The organism is Sulfuritortus calidifontis (genome assembly GCF_003967275.1).
Classification (GTDB): Bacteria; Pseudomonadota; Gammaproteobacteria; order Burkholderiales; family Thiobacillaceae; genus Sulfuritortus; species Sulfuritortus calidifontis.
Map to the genome: position 1 here is coordinate 1,898,803 of NZ_AP018721.1, position 22,228 is coordinate 1,921,030.

The window sequence follows — 22,228 nt, forward strand, 5'->3', positions numbered from 1 at the left end:
TTGCCGCGAAGTATAGCCGAGCCTGCCATGAACCTGATCTCCGCCCACATCCCCGCTTTCTGGTCCTGGCTGCTCTGGCCGCTGACCGGCCTGCTGTTCTATGCCATGTGGCAGCGGGCGCGCTGGCGCATGCTGGCCGACCGCGACAACCTCAACGTCTTCGCCGGCGCCTGCGTCGCCCTGCTCGGACTGTGGCTGATCAAGGCGGGGATCAAGCCCGGGCTCAATTTCCACCTGCTCGGCGCCAGCGCCCTGACCCTGATGTTCCGGCCCTGGTTCGCCCTGCTCGCCCTGGCCCTGGTGCTGGCTGCGGTGACCCTGATGAACGGCGAGTATGCCGCCTATCCGGCCAATCTGCTGATCATGGCCGTGCTGCCGGTGACGCTGAGCTGGACCATCTATCGCCTGGGCGAACGCTGGCTGCCCCACCACCTGTTCATTTACGTCTTTCTCAATGGCTTCTTCGGCTCGGCCCTGGCGGTGTCCGCCGTCGGCCTCGCCTCCACCGGCTTCGTCGCCCTGGCCGGCGCCTACCCGCTCGACTATCTGCTCGACAACTACCTGCCCTTCTACCTATTGATGGCCTGGTCCGAGGCCTTCGCCACCGGCATGCTGATCACCATCCTGGTGGTGTACAAGCCGGAATGGGTGGCGACCTTCGACGACCGGCGCTACCTGCACGGCAAGTAAAAGTGACACCGAAGCTGCCGGGCCCTCTGGAATTCCCCGAACACCTGCCGGTCTGCGCCAAGCGCGACGCCATCGCCGCGGCCATCGCCGCGCATCAGGTCGTCATCTGCTGCGGCGAGACGGGCTCGGGCAAGACCACGCAACTGCCCAAGATCGCCCTGCTCGCCGGGCGCGGCGCCACGGCCCGCATCGGCATGACCCAGCCCCGGCGCATCGCCGCCCGCAGCGTGGCCGGTCGCATCGCCGAGGAGATGAAAAGCCGGCTGGGCGACTTCGTCGGCTATCAGGTGCGCTTCCACGACCAGGTGGGGCCGAACACCCGGATCAAGCTGATGACCGACGGCATCCTGCTGGCCGAGACCCAGTCCGATCCCGAGTTCCGCGCCTATGACACCATCATCTTGGACGAGGCGCACGAGCGCAGCCTGAACATCGACTTCCTGCTCGGCTACCTCAAGACCCTGCTGCCGCGTCGGCCCGAGCTGAAGTTGATCATCTCCTCGGCCACCCTGGAGGCCGAGCGCTTCGCCGAGTATTTCGGCGGCGCCACGGTGATCGAGGTCTCTGGGCGGACCTATCCGGTGGAGCTGCGCTACCGGCCGCCGGGCGAAGTGGCTGCACCAACGCGGCCCGGCGTTCCCCCACCCCAGCCCTCCCCCGCAAGCGGGGGAGAGAGCGGGAGGGGGAGAGAGGAAGAACCGGAGACCGATTTCACCCAGGCCCTGCTCGATGCCGTGGACGAACTGGCGCGCGAAGGCCCGGGCGACGTGCTGGTGTTCCTGCCCGGCGAGCGGGAGATCCGCGAGGCGCAGGAGGCCCTGCGCAAGCACCACCCGCCCGGCACCGAGATCCTGCCGCTCTATGCGCGCCTCTCCGTGGCCGAGCAGGAGCGGGTGTTCCAGTCGCATGCGGCGCGGCGCATCGTGCTCGCCACCAATGTGGCCGAGACCTCGCTCACCGTGCCTGGTATCCGCTACGTGGTGGACACCGGCCTGGCCCGGGTCAAGCGCTATTCCCTGCGCAACAAGATCGAGCAGCTCAAGATCGAGAAGATCGCCCAGGCCTCGGCCAACCAGCGCGCCGGCCGCTGCGGCCGGGTCGCCGCCGGGGTGTGCATCCGCCTCTATGACGAGGCCGATTTCCTTTCGCGTCCGCGCTACACCACGCCGGAGCTCTTGCGCTCCTCGCTCGCCGGCGTGATCTTGCGAATGAAGTCGCTCGGTCTGCCCGAGATCGAGGTCTTCCCCTTCCTCGACGCCCCCGAGCCCAAGCGGGTGCGCGACGGCTATCAGCTCCTGCACGAGCTCAACGCCATCGACGCGGCCAACCGGCTGACCAAGCTCGGCCAGCAACTGGCGCAGCTGCCGCTCGATCCCAAGATCGGCCGCATGCTGATCGCCGCGCACGAGAAGGCCTGCCTGGCAGAAGTCCTTGTCATCGCCGCCGCGCTCACCAGCCAGGACCCGCGCGAGCGGCCCATGGAGCAGGCCCAGGCCGCCGACGCGAAGCACCAGCGTTTCAGCGATGAGAACTCCGACTTCGTCAGCCTGCTCAATCTCTGGCGCCACATCAACCAACTCGACGCCCACCGCAAATCGAACAAGCAGTTCCGCGACCAGCTCAAGCGCGAATTCATCTCCTACCTGCGCGTGCGCGAATGGCGCGACGTGCACAACCAGCTCAGCACCCTGGTGAAAGAGATGGGCTGGCGGGTCAACGAGCAGGCCGCAGACCATGCCTCGTTGCACCAGGCGTTGCTGCCTGGCCTGCTCGGCAACCTGGGTTTCCTGACCGAGGACAACGTCTACCTCGGCGCCCGCGACATGAAGTTCCTGATCCACCCAAGCTCGGGCGTGAAGAAGAAACCGAAGTGGCTGATGGCGGCCGAGATCGTCGAGACCCGCCGCATCTACGCCCGCACCGTGGCCAGGATCGAGCCGGCCTGGATCGAGCACGCGGCCAGGCACCTTTTGAAGGTGAGCTATGCCGAGCCGCACTGGGAGAAGCGCCCGGCCCATGTCGCCGCCGCCATGCGCGCCACGCTCTATGGTTTGCCGGTGGTGGTCGGGCGCAAGGTGCATTACGGCCCGATCGACCCCGCCTTGTGCCGCGAGATCTTCATCCGCGCCGCCCTGGTCGAGGGTGACTACGACACGCGCGCGCCCTTCTTCGCCCACAATCAAAAACTGCTGAAGGAGATCGAGGACCTCGCCCACCGCGCGCGCAACCCGCGCCTGATTCCGGACGAGCAGAGCCTGTACGACTGGTTCGACGCCCGCGTGCCCGAGGGCATCCACAACGGCCGCGACTTCGAGGCCTGGCGGCGCGAGGCGGAAACGAAATCGCCGCGCCTGTTGTTCCTCGAGCGCGCGGCCCTGCTCAAGGAACGGGGCGCCGACACGGCCGAATTCCCGCGCGAGCTCGACCTCTCGGGCGTGCGCTTCGCCTTGTCCTACAAATTCGAGCCGGGCCAGCCCGACGACGGCGTCACCCTCCTGGTGCCGCTGGCGGCGCTGAACCAGGTGCCGGCCGAGCGTTGCACCTGGCTGGTACCCGGCCTGCTGGAGGAGAAGATCGCGGCGCTGATCAAATCGCTGCCGCAGCTGTTGCGGCGCAACTTCGTGCCGGTGCCCGAATTCGCCCGCGCCGCGGCCGAGGCTTTGGAACCCACGGCCGCCCCGCTGAGCGAGGCCCTCGCCCGCTTCCTGCACCAGCGCACCGGCGTCGCGGTGCCGCGCGATGCCTGGCGCGAAGACGCCCTGCCAGGCCACCTGCGCATGAACTTCCGGGTGCTGGACGAGGCCAACCGCATCCTGGGCGAGGGGCGCGATCTCGCCGCCCTGCGCCAAAAGCTCGGCAGCCAGGCCAGCCGGCAGCTGCAGCAGTCGACCAGCCAGCTCGAGCGCGACAGCGTCGGCCGCTGGGACTTCGGCGACCTGCCGGAGCAGGTGGAAGTGCCGCAAGGCCCGCGCACGATCGCCGCCTTCCCCGCCCTGCTGGAAGTGGACGGCAAGGTCGAGCTCAGGTTCGCCGACAGCGCCCGGGCCGCGCGCGAGCGGCACCGGCGCGGCGTCTGCCGCCTGCTCTGGCTCTCCTTTCCCGATCTGCTCAGGCAGACCGAGAAGGATCTTGCGCCCCGGCTCAAGCCCGCCTGCCTGCACTATGGCCTGCTCGGCAGGGACCTTAGCTGCGAGGGCCTGCTGCGCGACGTGCTGTACAGTGCAGCGCGCGCCTGTCTGCCGCTCGATCCGGCCGAATTGAGAAACCAGACCGCCTTCGAGAGTGCCGCCCAGGCCGCCCGGCCCAAGCTGGCCGAGGCCGCGCGGGAGTCCGCACGCCTGGCCGCCGAGTGCCTCTCTCATGCCCACAACCTCAATCAGGTCCTGGCTCGGCCCAACCCGGCGCGCGAGGCCATGGCCGACCTGCAGAGCCAATTGAAGGGACTGGTATTTCCGCACTTCGTCGCCGTCCTCGAGCCGCAGCGTCTGGCACACTTGCCCCGCTACCTGCGGGGCATCGAAAAGCGCCTGGAGAAACTGGCCAAGAACCCGGCGCGCGACGCCCAGAACATGCGCACGCTGATGCCCCTGCTCACCGCCTGGCAGACCCGCCAGCGCCGGCTGGAGGCCGCCGGCGGCAGCACGCCGGAGATGGCAGACTTCCGCTGGCGGCTGGAGGAGCTGCGCATCAGCCTGTTCGCCCAGGAGCTGAAGACGCCGGAGCCGGTGTCGGCGAAGCGACTGGAGAAACTCTGGCAGGAGATTGTTGCCGGCAGACCTTGAATTGCCTCAAGCCACCCGGTAGGGTAGCCGTTAACCAATAAACAAATGCCCGCCCGGGCAGAGGAGACCGCATGAACAAACTCATGCATTTGTTCTCGCGCAGCGTCGCGGCCAAGGTGCTCGGCGTCGTCGCCGCCGGCTTCATCCTCCAGCTCGCCGCCAGCCTGATCTACTCCCACTACAGCACCCGCCACCTCGCCGAGGAATTCACCGCCGACCAGACCCGTATCATCGCCGACGGCTATTTCGACGGCCTGAACAAGCTGATGCTCACCGGCGGCATGGCCCAGCGCGGCGAGCTGCAGAAGGCCATGCTCGAGCAGAAGAACATCCGCGCCGCCCGGGTCATCCGCGGCGACAAGGTGAAGGAGATGTACGGTCCCGGCCTGCCGGAAGAGGCCCCGGTCGACCAGCTCGACCAGCGCGCCCTCAAAGGCGAGGAAGTGGTGGTGATCGAGGACACCGCCGGCGGGCGGCAGCTGACCATGGTGCGGCCGGTCGTCGCCAGCGCCAACACCCGCGGCATCAACTGCCTGCAATGCCACCCCAACAGCGACGGCCAGGTGATGGGCGCCATCCGCATCAGCTACGACCTGGGCCCGGCCGACGCCACCATCGGCAAGATGGACCTGATCAACAGCGCCATCAACCTGATCATGTTCGCCGGCGGTTTCGCCATCGTCATCTGGCTCATGCGCCGCTTCGTCAACCAGCCGATCAATCGGCTGGCCGACACCATGGACCGGGTGCAGCAGACCTCCGACCTGCGGCTGCGGGTGGCGGTGACCAGCCAGGACGAGATCGGCCATGCCGGGCGCGCCTTCAATGCCATGCTCGAGCGCTTCTCCGGCATCATCCACCAGGTCGGCGGCGCCACCCACAACCTGGGCGAGGTCACCCACACCCTGCTCGACACCTCCACCCGCTCGCAGCAGGGGGCCGACCAGCAGCTGACCAACACCGAGCACCTGGCCAGCGTGCTGCAGGAACTGGCGGCCAGCGTGCAAGACGTGGCCCAAAGCATCCAGGAGGCGGCCGGCGCCGCCCAGGCCGCCAACAGCCAGGCTCACGACGGCGCCCTGGTCGCCACCGAGGCCATGGGCGCCATCGAGGCCATGGCCGGCACCCTGGAAGGCGCGGTCGGCGTCATCCAGCGGCTGGACGCCGACAGCCGCAACATCAACCAGGTGCTGGGCCTGATCCGCGAGATCGCCGAACAGACCAATCTACTGGCGCTCAATGCCGCGATCGAGGCTGCCCGCGCCGGCGAGCAGGGGCGCGGCTTCGCCGTGGTGGCGGACGAGGTGCGCACCCTGGCCCAGCGCACCCAGTTGGCCACCGGCGAGATCGAGGCGATCATCGTCAAGCTGCAGGGCGCCGCCGACGAGGCGGTCGAGGTCATCCACCAGGCCGAGAGCCAATCCAGGGAGGGGGTCGAGTACGTCGAGAACACGGCCGAGGCCCTGGGCGGCATCGCCGGCGCCGTCGGCCAGATCACCCAGATGACGGCGCAGGTCGCCGCCAGCGCCCAGGCCCAAAGCCAGGCAGCCGACGACATCAGCACCCGCATCGGCGACATCAGCGAGGTCGCGCGCAAGGCCTCGGCCTGCGCCCGGGATGTGCATGGCGCCAGCGAACAGCTCGCGCAACTGGCCAAGCAGTTCCGCGCGACCGTCGATCAGTTCAAGGTTTGAAGGAAGGCCTGGGTCTTCATCGCCCAGACCCAGACGTAGTGCAGGCCAGAGGCCACCGCCACCGCGGCGGCGAGCCAGAACAGGGACGGCAGCAACGGCGCCAGGCCGAGTTGCAGCGCCGCCTCGGCCAGCACCGCGCTGACCAGCACGAACTCCAGCAGGATCGCCGCCTTGCCCAGCCAGCTCGGCGCCACCTTGAGGCCGCCGGTGAGACCGCGATAGGCGACCGCGCCGCCCAGCACCACGCCATCCCGCATCAACACCAGCACGGCGAACCACATCGGCAACAGCCCATCGACGGCCAGCAGCACCAGGGTGCTGAGCAAAACCAGTTTGTCGGCGATGGGATCGAGCCAGGCGCCGAACTCGCTGCGCTGGTCGAGCAGCCGGGCCAGATTGCCGTCGATCAGGTCGCTCACCGCCGCCGCGGCGAACAGCCAGAAGGCCAAGGCGATATCCCGCTCCAGCAGGGCCCAGACGATGAACGGCACCAGCAGGATGCGGCAGAAGGTGATGAGATTGGGCAAGGTCCACATGCCATGAAACATCCGCGTCAAGACTTGCTCTAAGATTAGCCAAGAGTTGGACAGGAAAACACGACATGCCGTGCCCGCCCTCACAGGCCCGAACCCTGGTGTGGTTTTTTGCCGCCATCGCCCTCGTCGGCTGTAGCGCCGGCAACCCCTATTACAACGCGGCCAAGCCGCATCACACCGCGCAAGGCTTTCGCAATAGCGGGCAGCAGGCACTCGGCAACGGCGGCAGGCATTTCTGGCGCTGGCAGTGGGAACGCAAGACCCAGGGCCTGCCCAGGCCGCCGGCCAATGGCTATCCGGTGGTGGCCTCGGTGGCGCCCGACCTCAAGCACCTGCAGCACAACCTGGGCCAGGCCAGCGCGACCTGGATCAACCACGCGACCGTTCTGGTGCAACTGGGCGGCCTCAACATCCTGACCGACCCGATCTGGTCCGAGCGCGCCTCGCCGGTAAGTTTTCTCGGCCCCAAGCGCCGCGCCGCGCCGGGCATCGCCTTCGAGGACCTGCCCCGGATCGACGCCGTGGTGATCTCGCACAACCACTACGACCATCTCGATGCCGAGACCGTCGACCGCCTGCACCAGCGCTTCGGCAATGCCCTGCGCTTCTATGTGCCGCTCGGCCTCAAGCCCTGGTTTGAGGAACGCGGCATCGACAACGTGAGCGAGCTGGACTGGTGGGACGAGGCCCGGCTGGGCAGGCTGCGCCTGGTGTTCACCCCGGCCCAGCACTGGAGCCAGCGCACCCTGTGGAACCGCAACCAGACCCTCTGGGGCGGCTGGTGGCTGGAGGCGGGCGGCCAGCGCTTCTTCTTCGCCGGCGACACCGGCTATTCCGACGACTTCAAGGCGATCCGCGCCCGCCTAGGTGCGCCGGACCTGGCCGCCATCCCGGTCGGCACCTACGAGCCGCGCTGGTTCATGGGCCGGCACCACGTGGCGCCGGACGAGGCGCTGCGCATTCACCAGGACCTGGGCGCGGCGCAGAGCTTCGGCATCCACTGGGGCACCTTCGAACTCTCCGACGAATCGCTCGACCGGCCGCCGCAGGATTTCGAGGCGGCGCGTGCGGCGATCGGAATCGATCCGGCCAGCTTCTACCTGCTGCGCCACGGCGAGACCCGGCGCTTCGGACAAATCGTTGCAGGAGCTCAATGACGGGCGTGTAACGCGCCTGCCCACTCGTGGGGGAGGCCGGGAGGGGGGCCGGCTCCCCACCCCCACCCTCCCCGCACGCGGGGAGGGAGTTTCTAGAAGGCCGTTGAAAAACGTAGCGAGGATGGCCAGATGCAAGGCGCACGGAGCGCAGCGACCGAGACATATCAAATAGATAGGCGAGGGAGCGAGCACCGCGCAACGCCGCAGATGGCCCACCGCAGTAGTTTTTCAACGGCCTGCTAGAACACCGGCCCGAACAGATCGCGCGCGTTCTGCGTGGTCTGCCTGGCCACGGCCTCGACATCGATGCCGCGCAACTCGGCCAGGCTCGCCGCAATGCGCGCCAGCTCGGCCGGTTCGTTGCGCCCCTTGCCGATCCAGGCCGGCGCGATGTCCGGGCTGTCGGTCTCCAGCACGATCGCCTCCAGGGGCAGGTCCAGCGCCAGTCGGCGCAGGTTGTTGGCCCGCGGGTAGGTGAAGGCGCCGCCGAAGCCCAGCTTGAACCCCAGCTTGATGAACTCCTCGGCCTGGTGCCGGCTGCCATTGAAGGCATGGGCGATGCCGCCCTTCAATTTGAATCGGCGCAGGTGCTTGAGGATCTGGTCGTTCGCCCGTCGGCAATGCAGCAGCACGGGCAGGTCGTATTCCTTGGCGATCTTCAGCTGCTCGACGTAAAAGAATTCCTGGGTGGCGTAATCGAGGTCGGGCACGAACAGGTCGAGCCCGATCTCGCCCACCGCCACCGGCCGCCATTGCTCGATCTGCCGGCGCAACTCGGCCAGGTGTTTGTCATGGTGAACGTGGATGTACATGGGGTGCAGGCCCCAGGCGGGCAGGCAGCCGGGATAGCGTTTACAGGTGGCCGCGACCTCGGCGAAGTTCGCGGCGGTCACGGCCGGCACCACCTGCAGCGTCACCCCGGCAGCGCAGGCCCGGTCGTAGACGGCATCGCGGTCGGCATCGAACTCGCCCGCGTCGAGGTGGCTGTGGGTGTCAACGAGAAAGTCTGTCGCCATAGCGGCCATAGAACGCCTTGAGCAGGAAGGGCGGCGCCAGGGTGGTGAGAGCGATCACGATCAGCAAGGCGGCATAGAGCTCGCCCGAGAGGATCTTCTGTGAGTAGCCCAGCTGGGCGAAGATCAGGCCGACCTCGCCGCGCGGGATCATGGCCAGACCGATGGCGATCTGGGACAGGCGGTTCTCCTTGATAAAGAAGCCGGCCACCAGCTTGCCGACGAAGGCCACCAGCAGCAGGGACAACGCCAGGGCCCAGACGAAGGCGGAGCCCCAGTCGACCGCGTTGAGGTCGAGCGAGACGCCGACCATGACGAAGAACAACGGCGCGAAGGTATGGATCAGCGGCCGCATCTGCTCTTCCAGCCGGTGCGCGAGCTTGGGGCTGGGCGCGAACCAGGCCTCGAGGCGGCTGCCGCCGGGCAGGCTGCGGACCAAGGTGAAGCGGAAGTGCTGGCCGAAGGCGATGCCCGCGGCGAAGCCACCCATGATCACCGGCGCCCCCACGGCATGGGCGAGCCAGGAGAACAACAGGATCAGCGACAGGGCCATGGTCAGCAGCAAGCCCGGGGTGGCGGCGCGCCGGTCGAAGTGGTCGATCACCTGGGCCACCAGCTTGGCCGCCAGCGGCGTGAGCAGCATGAACAGCAGGATGTAGAGGCCGACCTCGCCGGTAGCGGCCAGCGAGACCTCATGCTGCACGGCGAACTGGTAGAGGAAGGCCAGGGCCAGCACGCCGAGGATGTCGTCGAGCACGGCGGCGCCGATGACGATCTGCGCCTCGTCGCTCTTGCGCCGGCCCAGGTCATCGAGCACTCGCACGGTGATGCCGATGCTGGTGGCGGTGAGGGTGCCACCGATGAACAGGCTGACCAGTTCGGGCAGACCGAACACCCAGGCGCACAGGCCGTAACCTAACAGGAATGGCAGCACGAAGCCGACCATCGCCACCATCAGGGGCTTGATGCCGGACTCGGCCAAGCGGTAGACATCGGTATCCATACCGACCTCGAACAGGAGCAGGATGATGCCGATCTCGGCCAAGAGCTTCATGGTCTCGTCCGGGCTCACCCAGCCAAGCAGCGACGGCCCCAACAGCAGGCCGGCGGCCAGCTCGCCGATCACCGGCGGGATGCCATGGCGGGAGGCGATCTCGGAGAACAGCCGGGCGGCGATCAGGATGATGGCGAAATAGAGAAAGAATTCGTGCAGGGCCATGAAATATCCTTTATCAGTGCTCCACCTTGGCGTCGGCCGGCACCTCGCCGCTCTTCTTCAAGGCGTATTCGGTGGCAATGGGACCGATGGTTTCCAGGATGGTGATTGCGCCAAGGATGATGGCGGACAGGGTCTTGGCGAATTCTGGATAGAGATTGGCCGCCGACTGGGTGAGGCCGATGGCCATGCCCGCCATGGGCAGCAGCATCAGGCCCATGAGCCCGGCCTTCTCCTTGGACAGGACTGCGGGCGCCAGCACCATGACACCGAGCGATTTGCCGGCGAAGCGGGCAAGCACGAAGGCCACGGCCGCCCAGCCGGCCACCGCGAGATCGTCGAGGTGCAGACGAGCGCCCGAAACGACGAACAGGATGACGAAGAAGATCTCGGTGACATGGCCGAAATCCATTTTCTCCAGCACCTGCTCGCGGTCAAGGTTGTGGCTGAGCACGCCGAGCGAGAGCAAGGTGAGCAGGAAGGAAGCCTTGAGCATGACCGCCAGACCGACCGCGCCGACGATGGTGCCGATGATCAGGGCGAACTGCACGCCCTCGTCGCGACCGAATCGGGCCGCCAGAAACAGCAGCAGACGCGCCAGCATATAGGCCAAGGCAAGTGAGGATAGCAGCCGATAGGCCGGTTGCAGCAAGATGGTGTCCCAGTCGGCCGCCTGGCTGTAATGCAGCAGCGGCAGCAGCGAGGTGAAAACCAGGAAGGCCAGGATGTTGTTGATGGCGACCAACATCAGGGCGCGGTCGGTCATCGGCCCTTTCGCCCCCAGTTCGCGCACCACCAGCATGACCACGGCCGGCGAGGAAGAGATGCCGATGGCACCGGCCAGCGCGGCATGCAGCGCATCGAGGCCGATGAGGCTCAAGGCGGCAAAGATCAGGCCGAAGGACAGGGCCGACTCCAGCAGCGAGGCGGCGATCAGCGGCCGTTCATGCAGGGCCTGGCGGATGTCGAGCAACCGCCCCATCTGGAACAGGATCAGGCCCAGCGCGATCTGCACGAAATACTTGGCGAAATCGAGCACCTCGTCGCCGAACAGGCCCAAACCGCTCGGCCCCATGAGAAAACCGATGGCGATGAAGCCGGTGATGCGCGGCAGAAAACGCGTCTTGCCAGCCAGATATCCCCCGGCCAGGCCGACCAGGATCAGCACGCCGAACACCAGCATGGCGTTGATCTGCAGGGGCCAAGTAGGGAGAAAGCTCAAGTCTTGTGGCATCACAACTCCGACAATGGTTTGCTGGCGGCAGTTTCATCCACCTCACCGACATGGCTGAGCACCTTGCGCAGATCGCCGATCAGCCGGCGTAGGGTGGCCACCGGCAATTGTTCCAGGGCATACGGCAGAATGCCGGTGAACGGCCGCGGCGCCCGCGCCAGGGCGGCCTCACCGGCCTGGCTCAGATACAGCCGGACCACGCGCTGGTCGGCCTTGCCCCGCTCGCGCCGCAGCAACCCTGTCTTCTCCAGCTTGTTGATCAAATTGCTTGCCGTCGATTGATGGATCGACAACGCCTCGGCCAGTTCGCTCACCTTGAGCCCGGGCCGCTCGGCCAGCACCGCCATCACCCAGACCTGGGCGCCGCTGACGCCGCAGGCCTTTTCCACGGCGCGGAAATGACTGCGCGCCGAGCCGAAGATCAGGCGGAATTGCTTGAGGGCCTCGCGGGCCAGAACTTCCTGCGCCGACATGGTTCGCCAAATCCATTTACACAAAACTATTTGCCACGATATTATCGCAGCTCCCTTAACGTTCCTGCCGCATGAGAGGAAACGCCACTCGCGCTTTCCCTGTGCATTCCACGCAAACCGGCGGCCCCCGCCGGTTTGCGTTTCTCTGTTTTCGCTATTCCGCGCATCGACTCGAATCAGGATTGGGAACCAATGCGATCGCAAGCTGCCGAATTATTGCAGAACCGGGCTTGAGCCAAGCCGATTGATCGAGTTAAGGCAGCAGCCATAGCATCTACCGCGCCCAGGAGAGAGCCGTGCCGCCGATGTCTTCCCGCCCGACCGAAGCCGCGCCGACAGCACCGCGCGAGTGGCATGCCGAAACTGCCGCCGCGGCGATCGAACGCTTGGCCACGGTGGAAACCACCGGCCTGAGCCGGCACGAGGCCGCCCGGCGCCTGGCCCAGTACGGCCCCAACCGACTGCCGCCACCGCGCCGCCGCGGCCCGCTGCTGCGTATGCTGCTGCAGTTCCACAACCCGCTGATCTACGTCCTGCTCGCCGCCGCGCTGGTCACCTTCTGGCTGGAAGATTATGTCGACACCGGCGTGATCCTGGGCGTGGTGGTGATCAACGCCGTCATCGGCTTCATCCAGGAAAGCAAGGCCGAGCGGGCGCTGGAGGCGGTGCAGGCCATGCTGGCCAGCCGCGCCATGGTTCTGCGCGAAGGCGAGCGGCACGAGATCGACGCGGCCGAGCTGGTGCCGGGCGACATCGTGCTACTGGAATCCGGCGCCCGGGTGCCGGCCGACCTGCGCCTCACACGGGTGAAGAATCTTCGGGTGAGCGAGGCAGCGCTCACCGGCGAATCGGTGCCGGTGGAAAAGGCCATCGAGCCGGTCGGCGCTGCGGCGGCCATCGGCGACCGGGCTTGCATGGCCTATTCCGGCACCGTGGTCGCCTTCGGCCAGGCCCGCGGCGTGGTGGTGACGACCGGCCCGGCCACCGAGATCGGCCGCATCGGCGCCCTGGTCTCCGAGGTGGCGACCCTGGCCACGCCGCTCACCCGCCGGCTCGACCAGTTCGCCCGCCAGATCACCCTGTTCATTCTGGGCCTGAGCCTGATCACCTTCCTCTACGGCCATTATCTGGGCGGCATGGCCGCGCTCGACATCTTTCTCGCCGTGGTCGGCCTGGCGGTGGCCGCCATCCCCGAGGGCCTGCCCGCCGTCGTCACCATCACCCTGGCCATCGGCACCGCCGTCATGGCCCGGCAGCGCGCCATCGTGCGCCGGCTGCCGGCGGTGGAGACGCTCGGTTCGGTCGGCGTGATCTGCTCGGACAAGACCGGCACCCTGACCAAGAACGAAATGACCGCCGTGCGCCTGATGCTGCCCGGTCGCAGCCTGGAGGCGAGCGGCGCCGGCTATGCGCCGGAGGGTGGCTTCCGCGAAGGCGGCCGGGCCATCGACCCGCGCGAGGATGCCGGCCTGCGCGCCTTGGCCCGCTGCGCCCTGCTCTGCAACGATGCCCGGCTGCACAAGGAGGAATCGGGCTGGACCCTGGCCGGTGACCCGACCGAAGGCGCCCTGCTCGCCATGGCCCTGAAGGCCGGGCTCGACCCTGAGCTGGAGGCGGCCGCCAGCCCGCGCATCGACGAAATCCCCTTCGAATCCGAGCATCGCTTCATGGCCACCCTGCACCACGACCACGAAGGCCATGTCTTCGTCCTGCTCAAGGGTGCGCCCGAACGGGTGCTGGCCCTGTGTCCGCACGACGCCAGCGGCCATCCGCTCGACCTGGACGACTGGCACGCGCGGATGGAGGCCGCGGCAGCAAAGGGGCAGCGCGTGCTGGCCTTGGCCCAGTGCGAGATGCCACCCGGCACCACCTCGCTCGCGATGGCGGACATCACGCCCCGATTCAGCCTGCTCGGCCTGGTCGGCATGATCGACCCGCCGCGGCCGGAGGCGATCGAGGCGGTGGCCGCCTGCCACCGCGCCGGCATCCGGGTGGTGATGATCACCGGCGACCACGCCGTCACCGCCGCCGCCATCGGCCGCGAGCTCGGACTCAGGGCCGAGCGGGCGCTGACCGGCGAGACCATCGAGGCCCTGGACGATGCGGCCCTGCGCCGCGAGATCGAACAGACCGACGTCATCGCCCGCGCCAGCCCGGAGCACAAGCTGCGCCTGGTCGCCGCGCTGCAGGCCGAGGGCCGGCTGGTGGCGATGACCGGCGACGGCGTCAACGACGCCCCGGCGCTGAAGGCGGCCGACATCGGCGTGGCCATGGGCCTGCGCGGCACCGACGCGGCCAAGGAGGCGGCGGACCTGGTGCTGGCCGACGACAACTTCGCCAGCATCGCCCGCGCCGTGCGCGAAGGGCGCACGGTGTTCGACAACATCAAGAAGTCGCTCTTGTTCATCCTGCCGACCAACGGTGGCGAGGCGGGGGTGATCCTGCTCGCCGTGTTCGCCGGCCTGGCGCTGCCGGTCACCGCCGGCCAGATCCTGTGGATCAACATGGTCACCGCCGTCACCCTGGCCCTGGCCCTGGCCTTCGAGCCGGCCGAACCCGGCGTCATGCGCCGGCCGCCGCGGCCGCCGGGCGAACCGCTGATCACCCGGCTGCTGCTCGGGCGCATCGTCTACGTCAGCCTGCTGATGATCGCCGTCGCCTTCGCCGTCTACGAATGGGAGCTGGCGCGCGGCAGCAGCATCGAGACCGCGCGCACCGCCGTGGTCAACATGCTGGTGCTGGGCGAACTGGTCTATCTCTACAACGCGCGCCACTTCACCGCCCACGCCTTCGCCCGCGACACCCTGTATGGCAACCCGGTGGCCTTCTGGACCTGCGTCATCCTGATCGGCCTGCAACTGCTGTTCACCTACGCGCCGACTATGCAGCAGCTGTTCCAGACCACGGCCCTGGACTGGACCTCGTGGGGGCTGATCCTGGCTCTGGCCGCCGCCAAGTTCCTCGCGGTCGAGGCCGAGAAGTGGCTGTTGCGGCGGCTGAACGTGAGCAGCATGTGACGCCTATGGCATGGCGCCGTTTCATTCCCAGCCGCGAGCAGATCGAGGGCAACCGCTGGCTGCGCTGGCTCGCCCCGCACCTCGCGCATCCGCGGCTGTGGCACTTCAGCCGCCGCGGCGTGGCCATCGGCGTCGGCCTCGGCGTGTTCTTCGGCCTGCTCGTCCCCATCGCCCAGATTCCTTTCGCCGCCGGCACGGCGGTGCTGCTGCGCGCCAACGTGCCGGCCGCCGTCGGCAGCACCCTGGTGACCAACCCGCTCACCTTCGCCCCGATCTACCTCTTCGCCCATCGCCTGGGCGCGACCCTGCTCGGCGCACACGAAACCGCAGTCCCAGACCTCGGCTGGCCGGCAGCCAACGACCGGCAATCCTGGTGGCAAGCCCTTTGGCAGCGCCTGGTCGTTCTCGGCCAGCCCCTGCTGCTGGGCCTGGCCATCCTGGCAGTGGCCGCGGGGCTCGCGACCTACGGCCTGATCATGCTGTTCTGGCGGCTGAAGACGACCTGGCACTGGAAGCGACGCCGGCGCAAAACCGGGCGCCCGAACTGAAACGGTAGAATGCCCCGATGGAGCTGATCAATCAGTTCGTCCTCGCTGGTGCCGCGCTGCTGCTGCTGGCCATCCTCGCCAGCGCGCTGTCCTATCGCACCGGCATGCCGCTGCTGCTGGTCTTTCTCGCGGTGGGCATGCTGGCCGGCGAGGACGGGCCGGGCGGCATCGTGTTCAACGACACCGGCATCGCCTACAGCATCGGCAGCGTGGCGCTGGCGGTGATCCTGCTCGGCGGCGGCCTGAACACGCGGGCCGAGAGTTTTCGCGCCGGCCTGCGCCCAGCCGCCGGCCTGGCCACCCTGGGCGTGCTGATCACCTGCGTCATCACCGGCCTGTTCGCCGCCTGGGTGCTGGATTTCGGCCTGCTGCAGGGCATGCTGGTCGGCGCCGTGGCCAGCTCGACCGACGCCGCCGCGGTGTTCGCCCTGCTCCATGCCAAGGGACTGACGCTAAAGCAGCGGGTGTCGGCCACGCTGGAGATCGAGTCCGGCAGCAACGACCCGATGGCGGTCATCCTCACCATCGTCCTGCTCGACCTGATCACGGCCGGCCAGGGCCTGCCCGGCTGGGACACCCTGAGCCTGTTCGCCCTGCAGATGGGCATGGGCCTCGTCGCCGGCATCGGCGGCGGCCGGCTGCTGGTCTGGCTGACCCACCGCCTGCGCATGGAGCCGGGCATGTATCCCATGCTCATCCTGGCCGGCGGCCTCACCCTCTATGGCCTGACCACCGTGCTCGGCGGCAGCGGCTATCTCGCCATCTATCTGGCCGGCGTGGTGATCGGCAACCGGGCGCCGCGCGAGTCGCGCAACATCCTGCAGGTGCACGGCGGCCTGTCCTGGCTGGCCCAGATCGGCATGTTCCTCATGCTCGGCCTCCTGGCCACGCCGAGCAGGCTGCTCGACGACGCGCCCGCGGCGCTGGCCATTGCCCTGGTGCTGATGTTCGTCGCCCGGCCGCTGGCGGTCTGGCTCTGCCTGCTGCCCTTCCGCTTCCCGCCGCGCGAGCAGATCTTCATCGCCTGGGTCGGCCTGCGCGGCGCGGTGCCCATCATCCTCGCCCTGTTCCCGCTCCTGGCCGGGGTGCCCGAGGCCCACACCGTGCTCGACGTGGCCTTCTTCGTGGTGCTGATCTCGCTCACCCTGCAAGGCTGGAGCATCCCCTATCTGGCGCGCCGGCTGCGGCTGGAGGTGCCGCCGGCGCCGGAGGCGGACGAGCGCTTCGATCTCGGCGCCGGTGCGAACGGTCACACCCTGTTCGGCTACCGCTTGGCGCCGCAGACACCGGTGCTCGACCGATCCGCGGCCGATCTTGCCCTGCCCGGCACGGCCAGGCTGATCACGGTGCTGCGCAACGGAGCGGCGCTCTCGCCGGAGGCCGCCGGCAATCTGGCGACGGGCGATGTGGTCTACGTGTTGGCGCGGCAGGATGACAGCGCCGCGCTGGGCGAACTGCTGGTCTCGGCCACGGCACCGGCCTACCTGGAGAAGCGCCAGTTCTACGGCGACTTCACCGTGGGCAGCGAGGCCGACATGGCCAGCGTGGCCGAACTCTATGGCCTGCCCCTGCCGGAAGGCGCGGCGCGGATGACGCTGGCCGATTTCCTTGCCGACAGGCTCCATGGCGTGCCGGTGGCCGGCGACCGCTTTCGCCTAGGCAACATCGAGTTCGTGGTGCGCGAAGTGGAAGATGAGCGCATCACTCGGGTCGGTCTGCGTATCCCCACTCATTTGCAATAAGGAGCCCGTCCGCATGAAACCGCTCAAGCGCATCCTGGCCGCCACCGATCTCTCCGGCCCCGCCCGCCATGCCGTGGACCGCGCCTATCGGATCGCGGGCGCAACTTCCGCCGAGCTGACCCTGATGCACGTGGTCAACCAGGGTGGCCTCGACGCCCTGCGCCAGGCCCTGGGTGGCCAAACCGCGGTAGTGGAACAGCGCATCCTGGACGAGGCGCGCGAGGCCTTGACCCGATTGGCGTCCGAACTCGGCCGGGTTCCCGCCATCCAGACGAATACCCGCTTGGCAACCGGTACAGTGCTGGCTGCCATCCTCGACCAGGCCGACGCTCAGGACGCCGATCTGCTGGTGGTCGGCTCGCGCGGCGAAAGCTTTCTGCGCCACCTGCTGCTGGGCGCCACGGCAGAGCGCCTGTTGCGCCGGACGCGACGGCCGGTGTTGGTGGTGAAGCAGACGCCGCACGAGGCCTACCGGCGGGTGCTGGTACCGGTGGATTTTTCGCCCTGGTCTGCCGCCGCCGTCCACCTGGCGCAATCCGTCGCCCCCGGGGCCGAACTGGTCCTGCTGCACGCCTACGAGGCACCCTTCGAAGGTAAGCTGCGTTATGCCGGAGTGGACGAGGCAACCATCGTCCTCTATCAGGACACGATGCAACGAGACGCCCAGATGCGCATGCAGGCCCTGATCTCGGAGCTGGCCCTGGCGCCCGGCGTGGCGCGCATCGATGTCCGCCACGGCGACGCGTCGCAGATCATCCTGGAGCAGGAGCAGCTCACCGACTGCGACCTCATCGTCATGGGCAAACATGGCGCAGGCATGGTCGAGGAATTGCTGCTCGGCAGCGTGACCAAGCACATCCTGGCCGAGTCGACCGGCGACGTGCTGGTCAGCACCCTGGGCTGACCGACGCCCCGGCGCTATCGGTCTTTTTCTACCAAGACCGCCACGGCCTTTGCCGCTAAGCTACGCAAACAACAAACGGTAGCCGAGATATCCGCTCACGCCTCAGTCTTGGGTACACTGGCGTTACAATTTGCAGCATCGATAGGGGACAAGAAATGGCAACGCAAAAAATCTGCATCCTCGGCGGCAGCGGCTTCGTCGGTTCGCACCTGACCGCCCGCCTGGTCGAGCAAGGCAAGCAGGTCACCATCGCCACCCGCCGGCGCGAGCGGGCCAAGCACCTGTTGCCGTTGCCCGGGGTCGAGGTGGTCGAGGCCGACATCCACGATCCGCAGGCCCTGAAATCCCTGTTCGCCGGGCAGGACGCCGTGATCAACCTGGTCGGCATCCTGCATGGCAACCGCAAGGCCTACGAGCACAACCATGCCGAACTGCCGCGCAAGATCGTCAGCGCCTGCCATGCCGCCGGCATCTTTCGCCTGCTGCACATGAGCGCGCTCGGCGCCGACGTCAATTCGCCCAGCCTTTATCAGCGCACCAAGGCCGACGGCGAGGCCATCGTCCGCGCCGCGGAAAAGACCCATCACCTGCACACCACGATCTTCCGGCCCTCGGTCATCTTCGGCCCCGGCGACAGCTTCCTCAACCTGTTCGCCCGATTGCTCAAGCTCGCGCCCATCGTGCCGCTCGCCAGCGGCAACACCCGATTCCAGCCGGTCTATGTGGGCGATGTCGTCCGCGCCTTCGCCCAGAGCCTGGACGACCCCGCCACCTACGGCCAGACCTACAGTCTGTGCGGGCCGCAGGTCTACAGCCTGGCCGAGCTGGTGCAACTTACCGCCCGGACCCTCGGCCTCAAGCGCAGCGTGATCCCGCTCGGCCAGCCCGCGTCCTATCTGTTCGCCGCCCTGATGGAGCTCAAGCCCGGGCGCAAGCTGATGACGCGCGACAACTATTACGCCGCGCTCAAGGACAACGTCTGCCCCGAGGGCTTTCCCACCCTGTTCGGCAGCGCCACCCCGCTCGAAGCGGTGATCGGCTACCTGAAGCAGGCCGACCCGCGCTGCCAATACGGCCGCTTCCGCCAGCTGGCCCGGCGCTGAACACGCCGCAGTGCGGTTTCCAGCGCACATCCAGGTCTATGTCGTCGGCGGCGCCGTGCGCGACCGCCTGCTCGGCCTGCCGGTGCAGGATCGCGACCACGTCGTGGTCGGGGCCACGCCGGAAGACATGGCACGCCTGGGTTTCCGGCCGGTGGGCAGGGACTTTCCGGTCTTCCTCCACCCGGAAACCCAGGAGGAATACGCCCTCGCCCGCACCGAGCGCAAGACCGCGCGCGGCTACAAGGGGTTCCAGGTCTATGCCAGTCCCGAGGTGACGCTGGAGCAGGACCTGATCCGGCGCGACCTCACCATCAACGCCATGGCCGAGGCGGAGGACGGCCGGATCATCGACCCCTATGGCGGCCAGCGCGATCTGGCGGCCAAGGTGCTGCGCCACGTCAGCGCCGCCTTCGCCGAGGACCCGCTGCGCATCCTGCGCGTGGCCCGCTTCGCCGCGCGCTTTCCCGACTTCGGCGTCGCGCCGGAAACCCTGGAACTCATGCGCGCAATGGTGCGCAGCGGCGAGATCGATGCCCTGGTGCCCGAACGGGTCTGGCAGGAGATCAGTCGCGGCCTGATGGAAGGCCGACCCTCGCGCCTGATCGAGGTGCTGCGCGACTGCGGTGCCCTGGCAAAACTCCTGCCGGAGGTCGATGCCCTGTTCGGCGTGCCGCAGGACCCTGCCAAGCATCCCGAGATCGACACCGGCGTGCATCTTTTGCGCGTGCTCGATTGGGCGGCCGCCCAGGGCCACGAACTGCCGGTGCGCTATGCCGCGCTGGTGCACGATCTGGGCAAGGGCCTCACCCCGCGCAGTCGCTGGCCCGACCACAACGGCCACGAGGCGGCCGGCATCGCCGCCGTGCGCGGGGTCTCTACGCGCCTCAAGGTGCCGACCGACTGCAAGGAACTGGCGCTCACCGTCGCCCGCTGGCATGGCGAGGCACACCGGGCCGACCGGCTCGACGCCGCCGGCCTCTTGGCCCTGCTCGAGGCCACCGATGCCTTCCGCCGGCCCGAGCGCTTCGAGCAGTTCCTGCTCGCCTGCGCCGACGACCACCACGGCCGGCCCGGCTACGAGACCCGGCCGTTCAGCCAGGCCGAGCGCCTGCGCCAGGCCTTGACCGCCGCGCGTTCGGTCGATGCCGGCGCGGTGGCCGCCGCCGCACCGGCCGGCGGCATCCCTAAGGCCATCCACGCCGCCCGTACGGCCGCCATCGCGGCCGCCTTGCCAAGTTGAATGCGCCTGGGCGTATACTGCGCGCACAACAATCCCCAACCGCCCGCACGGGCACTTCAAGAAGGAGGCGTTATGCAAGCAAACGTTGGCGGAGTCGACCGCATCATCCGCATCGTCGTCGGCCTGGCCCTGATCGTTTGGGCCCTCATGGGCGGCCCGGTCTGGGCCTGGATCGGCGTGGTGCCTCTGGCTACCGGTGTCATCGGCTGGTGCCCGGCCTATCTGCCTTTCGGCATCAAGACCTGCAAGACCGAAAGCAAGCCGGCGGAATAAGCCGGCCGACCGTCAAAAAACGCAACCCCGCTGCGGCGGGGTTGCGTTTTACAGCCCAGGCCAGGTCAAGGGGCACTTAGCCTAAAAACAGCTTGTAGGCCGGGTTCTTCGACTCGTTCCAATAGCGATAGCCCAGACCGTCGAGAAAGGCCTTGAACGCCTCCTTGTCCTGCGGCGGCACCTGCACCCCGCACAGTACGCGGCCGTAGTCGGCGCCGTGGTTGCGGTAGTGGAACAGGCTGATGTTCCACTTGTTGCCCAGGCTGTTCAGAAACTTCATCAGCGCGCCCGGCCGCTCGGGGAATTCGAAGCGGTAGACCACCTCGTCCTTGGCCTGCGGCGCCTTGCCGCCGACCAGGTGGCGGATGTGCAGCTTGGCCATCTCGTTGTCGGTCAGGTCGAGCACCGGCAGATCGTGGCGCTTGAGCAGGGCGATGATCTTGTCCACCTCGGCACGGTTCTGCACCTGCACGCCGACGAAGATGTGGGCGAGCCTGGGATCGTCATAGCGGTAGTTGAACTCGGTGATGACATGGCCGCCCAGGAGCGCGCAGAAGGTCTTGAAGCTGCCGGGTTTTTCGGGGATGGTCACCGCCAGCACCGCCTCGCGCTTCTCGCCCAGCTCGGCGCGCTCGGCGACGAAACGCAGGCGGTCGAAATTCATGTTGGCACCGCTGGCGATGGCGACCAGGTGCTTGTCCTTGACCCGCTCCCGCGCGACCCAGGCCTTGAGCCCCGCCACCGACAGGGCGCCGGCCGGCTCCAGGATCGAGCGGGTGTCCTCGAACACGTCCTTGATCGCGGCGCAGATGGCATCGTTGTCGACCAGGATGATCTCGTCGACGTACTCCTGGCACAGACGGAAGGTCTCCGCCCCCACCTGCTTCACCGCCACGCCGTCGGCGAACAGGCCGACCTGGGTCAGGGTCACCCGCTCGCCCTTGGCCAGGGAGCGCGCCATGGCGTCGGCCTCGGCCGGCTCGACGCCGATCACCTTGATCTCGGGCTTGAGTCGCTTGACATAGGCGGCGATGCCGGCGATCAGACCGCCGCCGCCGACCGGCACGAAGATGGCGTGCGGGCAGGCCGACTTGGCCTGGCGCATGAGCTCCATGGCCACCGTGCCCTGGCCGGCGATCACCTCGGGGTCGTCATAGGGATGGACGAAGGTCTTCTTCTCTTCCCTGGCGATGGCCCTGGCATGGTGATAGGCCTCGTCGTAGGAGTCGCCGAAGAGCACGACGTGAGCGCCGCGCTTGGCCACGGCGTCCACCTTGATCTGCGGCGTGGTCGCCGGCATGACGATGGTCGCGGCGCATTCGAGGATCTGCGCCGCCAGCGCCACGCCCTGGGCGTGGTTGCCGGCGCTGGCTGCCACCACCCCGCGCTTCAAGGCGGCCGCCGGCAGGTTGGCCATCTTGTTGTAGGCCCCGCGCAGCTTGAAGGAGAACACCGGCTGCATGTCCTCGCGCTTGAGCCAGACCGTGTTGTTCAGCCGGCGCGAGAGGTTGGTCGCCTCATCCAGGGGCGACTCGATGGCCACGTCGTAGACGCGGGCGAGCAGGATTTTTTCCAGATAGTCCGTCATCACAATAACCAGTTCTTA

At 67.9% G+C, this 22,228-nt stretch carries 17 protein-coding genes; 11 read left to right on the plus strand and 6 right to left on the minus strand.

Annotated features, from left to right (window positions below):
* The first annotated feature begins 27 nt into the window (after nucleotides 1-27).
* The 3 genes from EL388_RS09690 to EL388_RS09700 all read left to right on the plus strand — a co-directional run bounded on the left by EL388_RS09690 (nucleotide 28) and on the right by EL388_RS09700 (nucleotide 6,166).
* On the plus strand, nucleotides 28-690 hold the full coding sequence (locus EL388_RS09690) for an energy-coupling factor ABC transporter permease (protein WP_126462973.1): 663 nt from the start codon (nucleotides 28-30) through the stop codon (nucleotides 688-690).
* Complete coding sequence (gene hrpA, locus EL388_RS09695) at nucleotides 645-4,472, plus strand: ATP-dependent RNA helicase HrpA (RefSeq protein WP_126462975.1); 3,828 nt, start codon at nucleotides 645-647, stop codon at nucleotides 4,470-4,472. The genes EL388_RS09690 and hrpA overlap by 46 nt, the downstream gene beginning before the upstream one ends.
* Before the next feature lie 71 nt (nucleotides 4,473-4,543).
* On the plus strand, nucleotides 4,544-6,166 hold the full coding sequence (locus EL388_RS09700) for a methyl-accepting chemotaxis protein (protein ID WP_126462978.1): 1,623 nt from the start codon (nucleotides 4,544-4,546) through the stop codon (nucleotides 6,164-6,166).
* On the opposite strand, the gene EL388_RS09705 is transcribed toward EL388_RS09700, so the two are convergent.
* On the minus strand, nucleotides 6,151-6,702 hold the full coding sequence (locus tag EL388_RS09705; protein WP_165919198.1) for a CDP-alcohol phosphatidyltransferase family protein: 552 nt from the start codon (nucleotides 6,700-6,702) through the stop codon (nucleotides 6,151-6,153). The genes EL388_RS09700 and EL388_RS09705 overlap by 16 nt on opposite strands.
* A gap of 65 nt (nucleotides 6,703-6,767) precedes the next feature.
* Between EL388_RS09705 and EL388_RS09710 the strand changes: the two genes are divergently transcribed.
* Nucleotides 6,768-7,859, plus strand: coding sequence for an MBL fold metallo-hydrolase (locus EL388_RS09710; protein WP_126462982.1), 1,092 nt, complete (start codon nucleotides 6,768-6,770; stop codon nucleotides 7,857-7,859).
* A gap of 239 nt (nucleotides 7,860-8,098) precedes the next feature.
* Here the strand turns inward: EL388_RS09710 and EL388_RS09715 are convergent, their stop codons facing one another.
* Genes EL388_RS09715 through EL388_RS09730 form a run of 4 tightly spaced genes read right to left on the minus strand, consistent with a single transcriptional unit; the run spans nucleotide 8,099 to nucleotide 11,795 of the window.
* The gene (locus tag EL388_RS09715) at nucleotides 8,099-8,875 is read right to left on the minus strand and encodes a TatD family hydrolase (protein ID WP_232019111.1); all 777 of its coding nucleotides are present in this window, start codon (nucleotides 8,873-8,875) and stop codon (nucleotides 8,099-8,101) included.
* Nucleotides 8,853-10,091: a cation:proton antiporter gene (locus EL388_RS09720; protein ID WP_126462986.1), complete on the minus strand. Its 1,239-nt coding sequence runs from the start codon at nucleotides 10,089-10,091 to the stop codon at nucleotides 8,853-8,855. The genes EL388_RS09715 and EL388_RS09720 overlap by 23 nt, the downstream gene beginning before the upstream one ends.
* 13 nt (nucleotides 10,092-10,104) lie before the next feature.
* Nucleotides 10,105-11,322, minus strand: coding sequence for a cation:proton antiporter (locus EL388_RS09725; RefSeq protein WP_126462988.1), 1,218 nt, complete (start codon nucleotides 11,320-11,322; stop codon nucleotides 10,105-10,107).
* Entirely contained in the window at nucleotides 11,322-11,795 is a 474-nt protein-coding gene (locus EL388_RS09730; RefSeq protein ID WP_126462990.1) for a MarR family winged helix-turn-helix transcriptional regulator, read from the minus strand. The genes EL388_RS09725 and EL388_RS09730 overlap by 1 nt, the downstream gene beginning before the upstream one ends.
* A gap of 305 nt (nucleotides 11,796-12,100) precedes the next feature.
* Between EL388_RS09730 and EL388_RS09735 the strand changes: the two genes are divergently transcribed.
* From EL388_RS09735 to EL388_RS09765, 7 genes are all read left to right on the plus strand, one after another.
* The gene (locus EL388_RS09735; RefSeq protein ID WP_126462992.1) at nucleotides 12,101-14,812 is read left to right on the plus strand and encodes a cation-translocating P-type ATPase; all 2,712 of its coding nucleotides are present in this window, start codon (nucleotides 12,101-12,103) and stop codon (nucleotides 14,810-14,812) included.
* Nucleotides 14,813-14,817: 5 nt separating this feature from the next.
* Nucleotides 14,818-15,360, plus strand: a complete 543-nt coding sequence (locus EL388_RS09740; RefSeq protein WP_126462994.1) for a DUF2062 domain-containing protein — start codon at nucleotides 14,818-14,820, stop codon at nucleotides 15,358-15,360.
* A 17-nt stretch (nucleotides 15,361-15,377) separates the two neighbouring features.
* Nucleotides 15,378-17,102, plus strand: a complete 1,725-nt coding sequence (locus EL388_RS09745) for a potassium/proton antiporter (RefSeq protein WP_126462996.1) — start codon at nucleotides 15,378-15,380, stop codon at nucleotides 17,100-17,102.
* Nucleotides 17,103-17,115: 13 nt separating this feature from the next.
* Nucleotides 17,116-18,006, plus strand: a complete 891-nt coding sequence (locus EL388_RS09750) for a universal stress protein (protein WP_126462998.1) — start codon at nucleotides 17,116-17,118, stop codon at nucleotides 18,004-18,006.
* 155 nt (nucleotides 18,007-18,161) lie between these two features.
* Nucleotides 18,162-19,109 (plus strand): complex I NDUFA9 subunit family protein, encoded by a 948-nt coding sequence (locus EL388_RS09755; protein WP_126463000.1) that lies wholly within the window; start codon nucleotides 18,162-18,164, stop codon nucleotides 19,107-19,109.
* 28 nt (nucleotides 19,110-19,137) lie between these two features.
* Entirely contained in the window at nucleotides 19,138-20,349 is a 1,212-nt protein-coding gene (locus EL388_RS09760) for a multifunctional CCA addition/repair protein (RefSeq protein WP_126464074.1), read from the plus strand.
* A 72-nt stretch (nucleotides 20,350-20,421) separates the two neighbouring features.
* Nucleotides 20,422-20,622, plus strand: coding sequence for a YgaP family membrane protein (locus EL388_RS09765; RefSeq protein WP_126463002.1), 201 nt, complete (start codon nucleotides 20,422-20,424; stop codon nucleotides 20,620-20,622).
* A 76-nt stretch (nucleotides 20,623-20,698) separates the two neighbouring features.
* Here EL388_RS09765 and ilvA read toward each other — a convergent pair whose 3' ends face one another.
* On the minus strand, nucleotides 20,699-22,213 hold the full coding sequence (gene ilvA / locus EL388_RS09770) for a threonine ammonia-lyase, biosynthetic (RefSeq protein WP_197721773.1): 1,515 nt from the start codon (nucleotides 22,211-22,213) through the stop codon (nucleotides 20,699-20,701).
* Nucleotides 22,214-22,228: the final 15 nt, after the last annotated feature.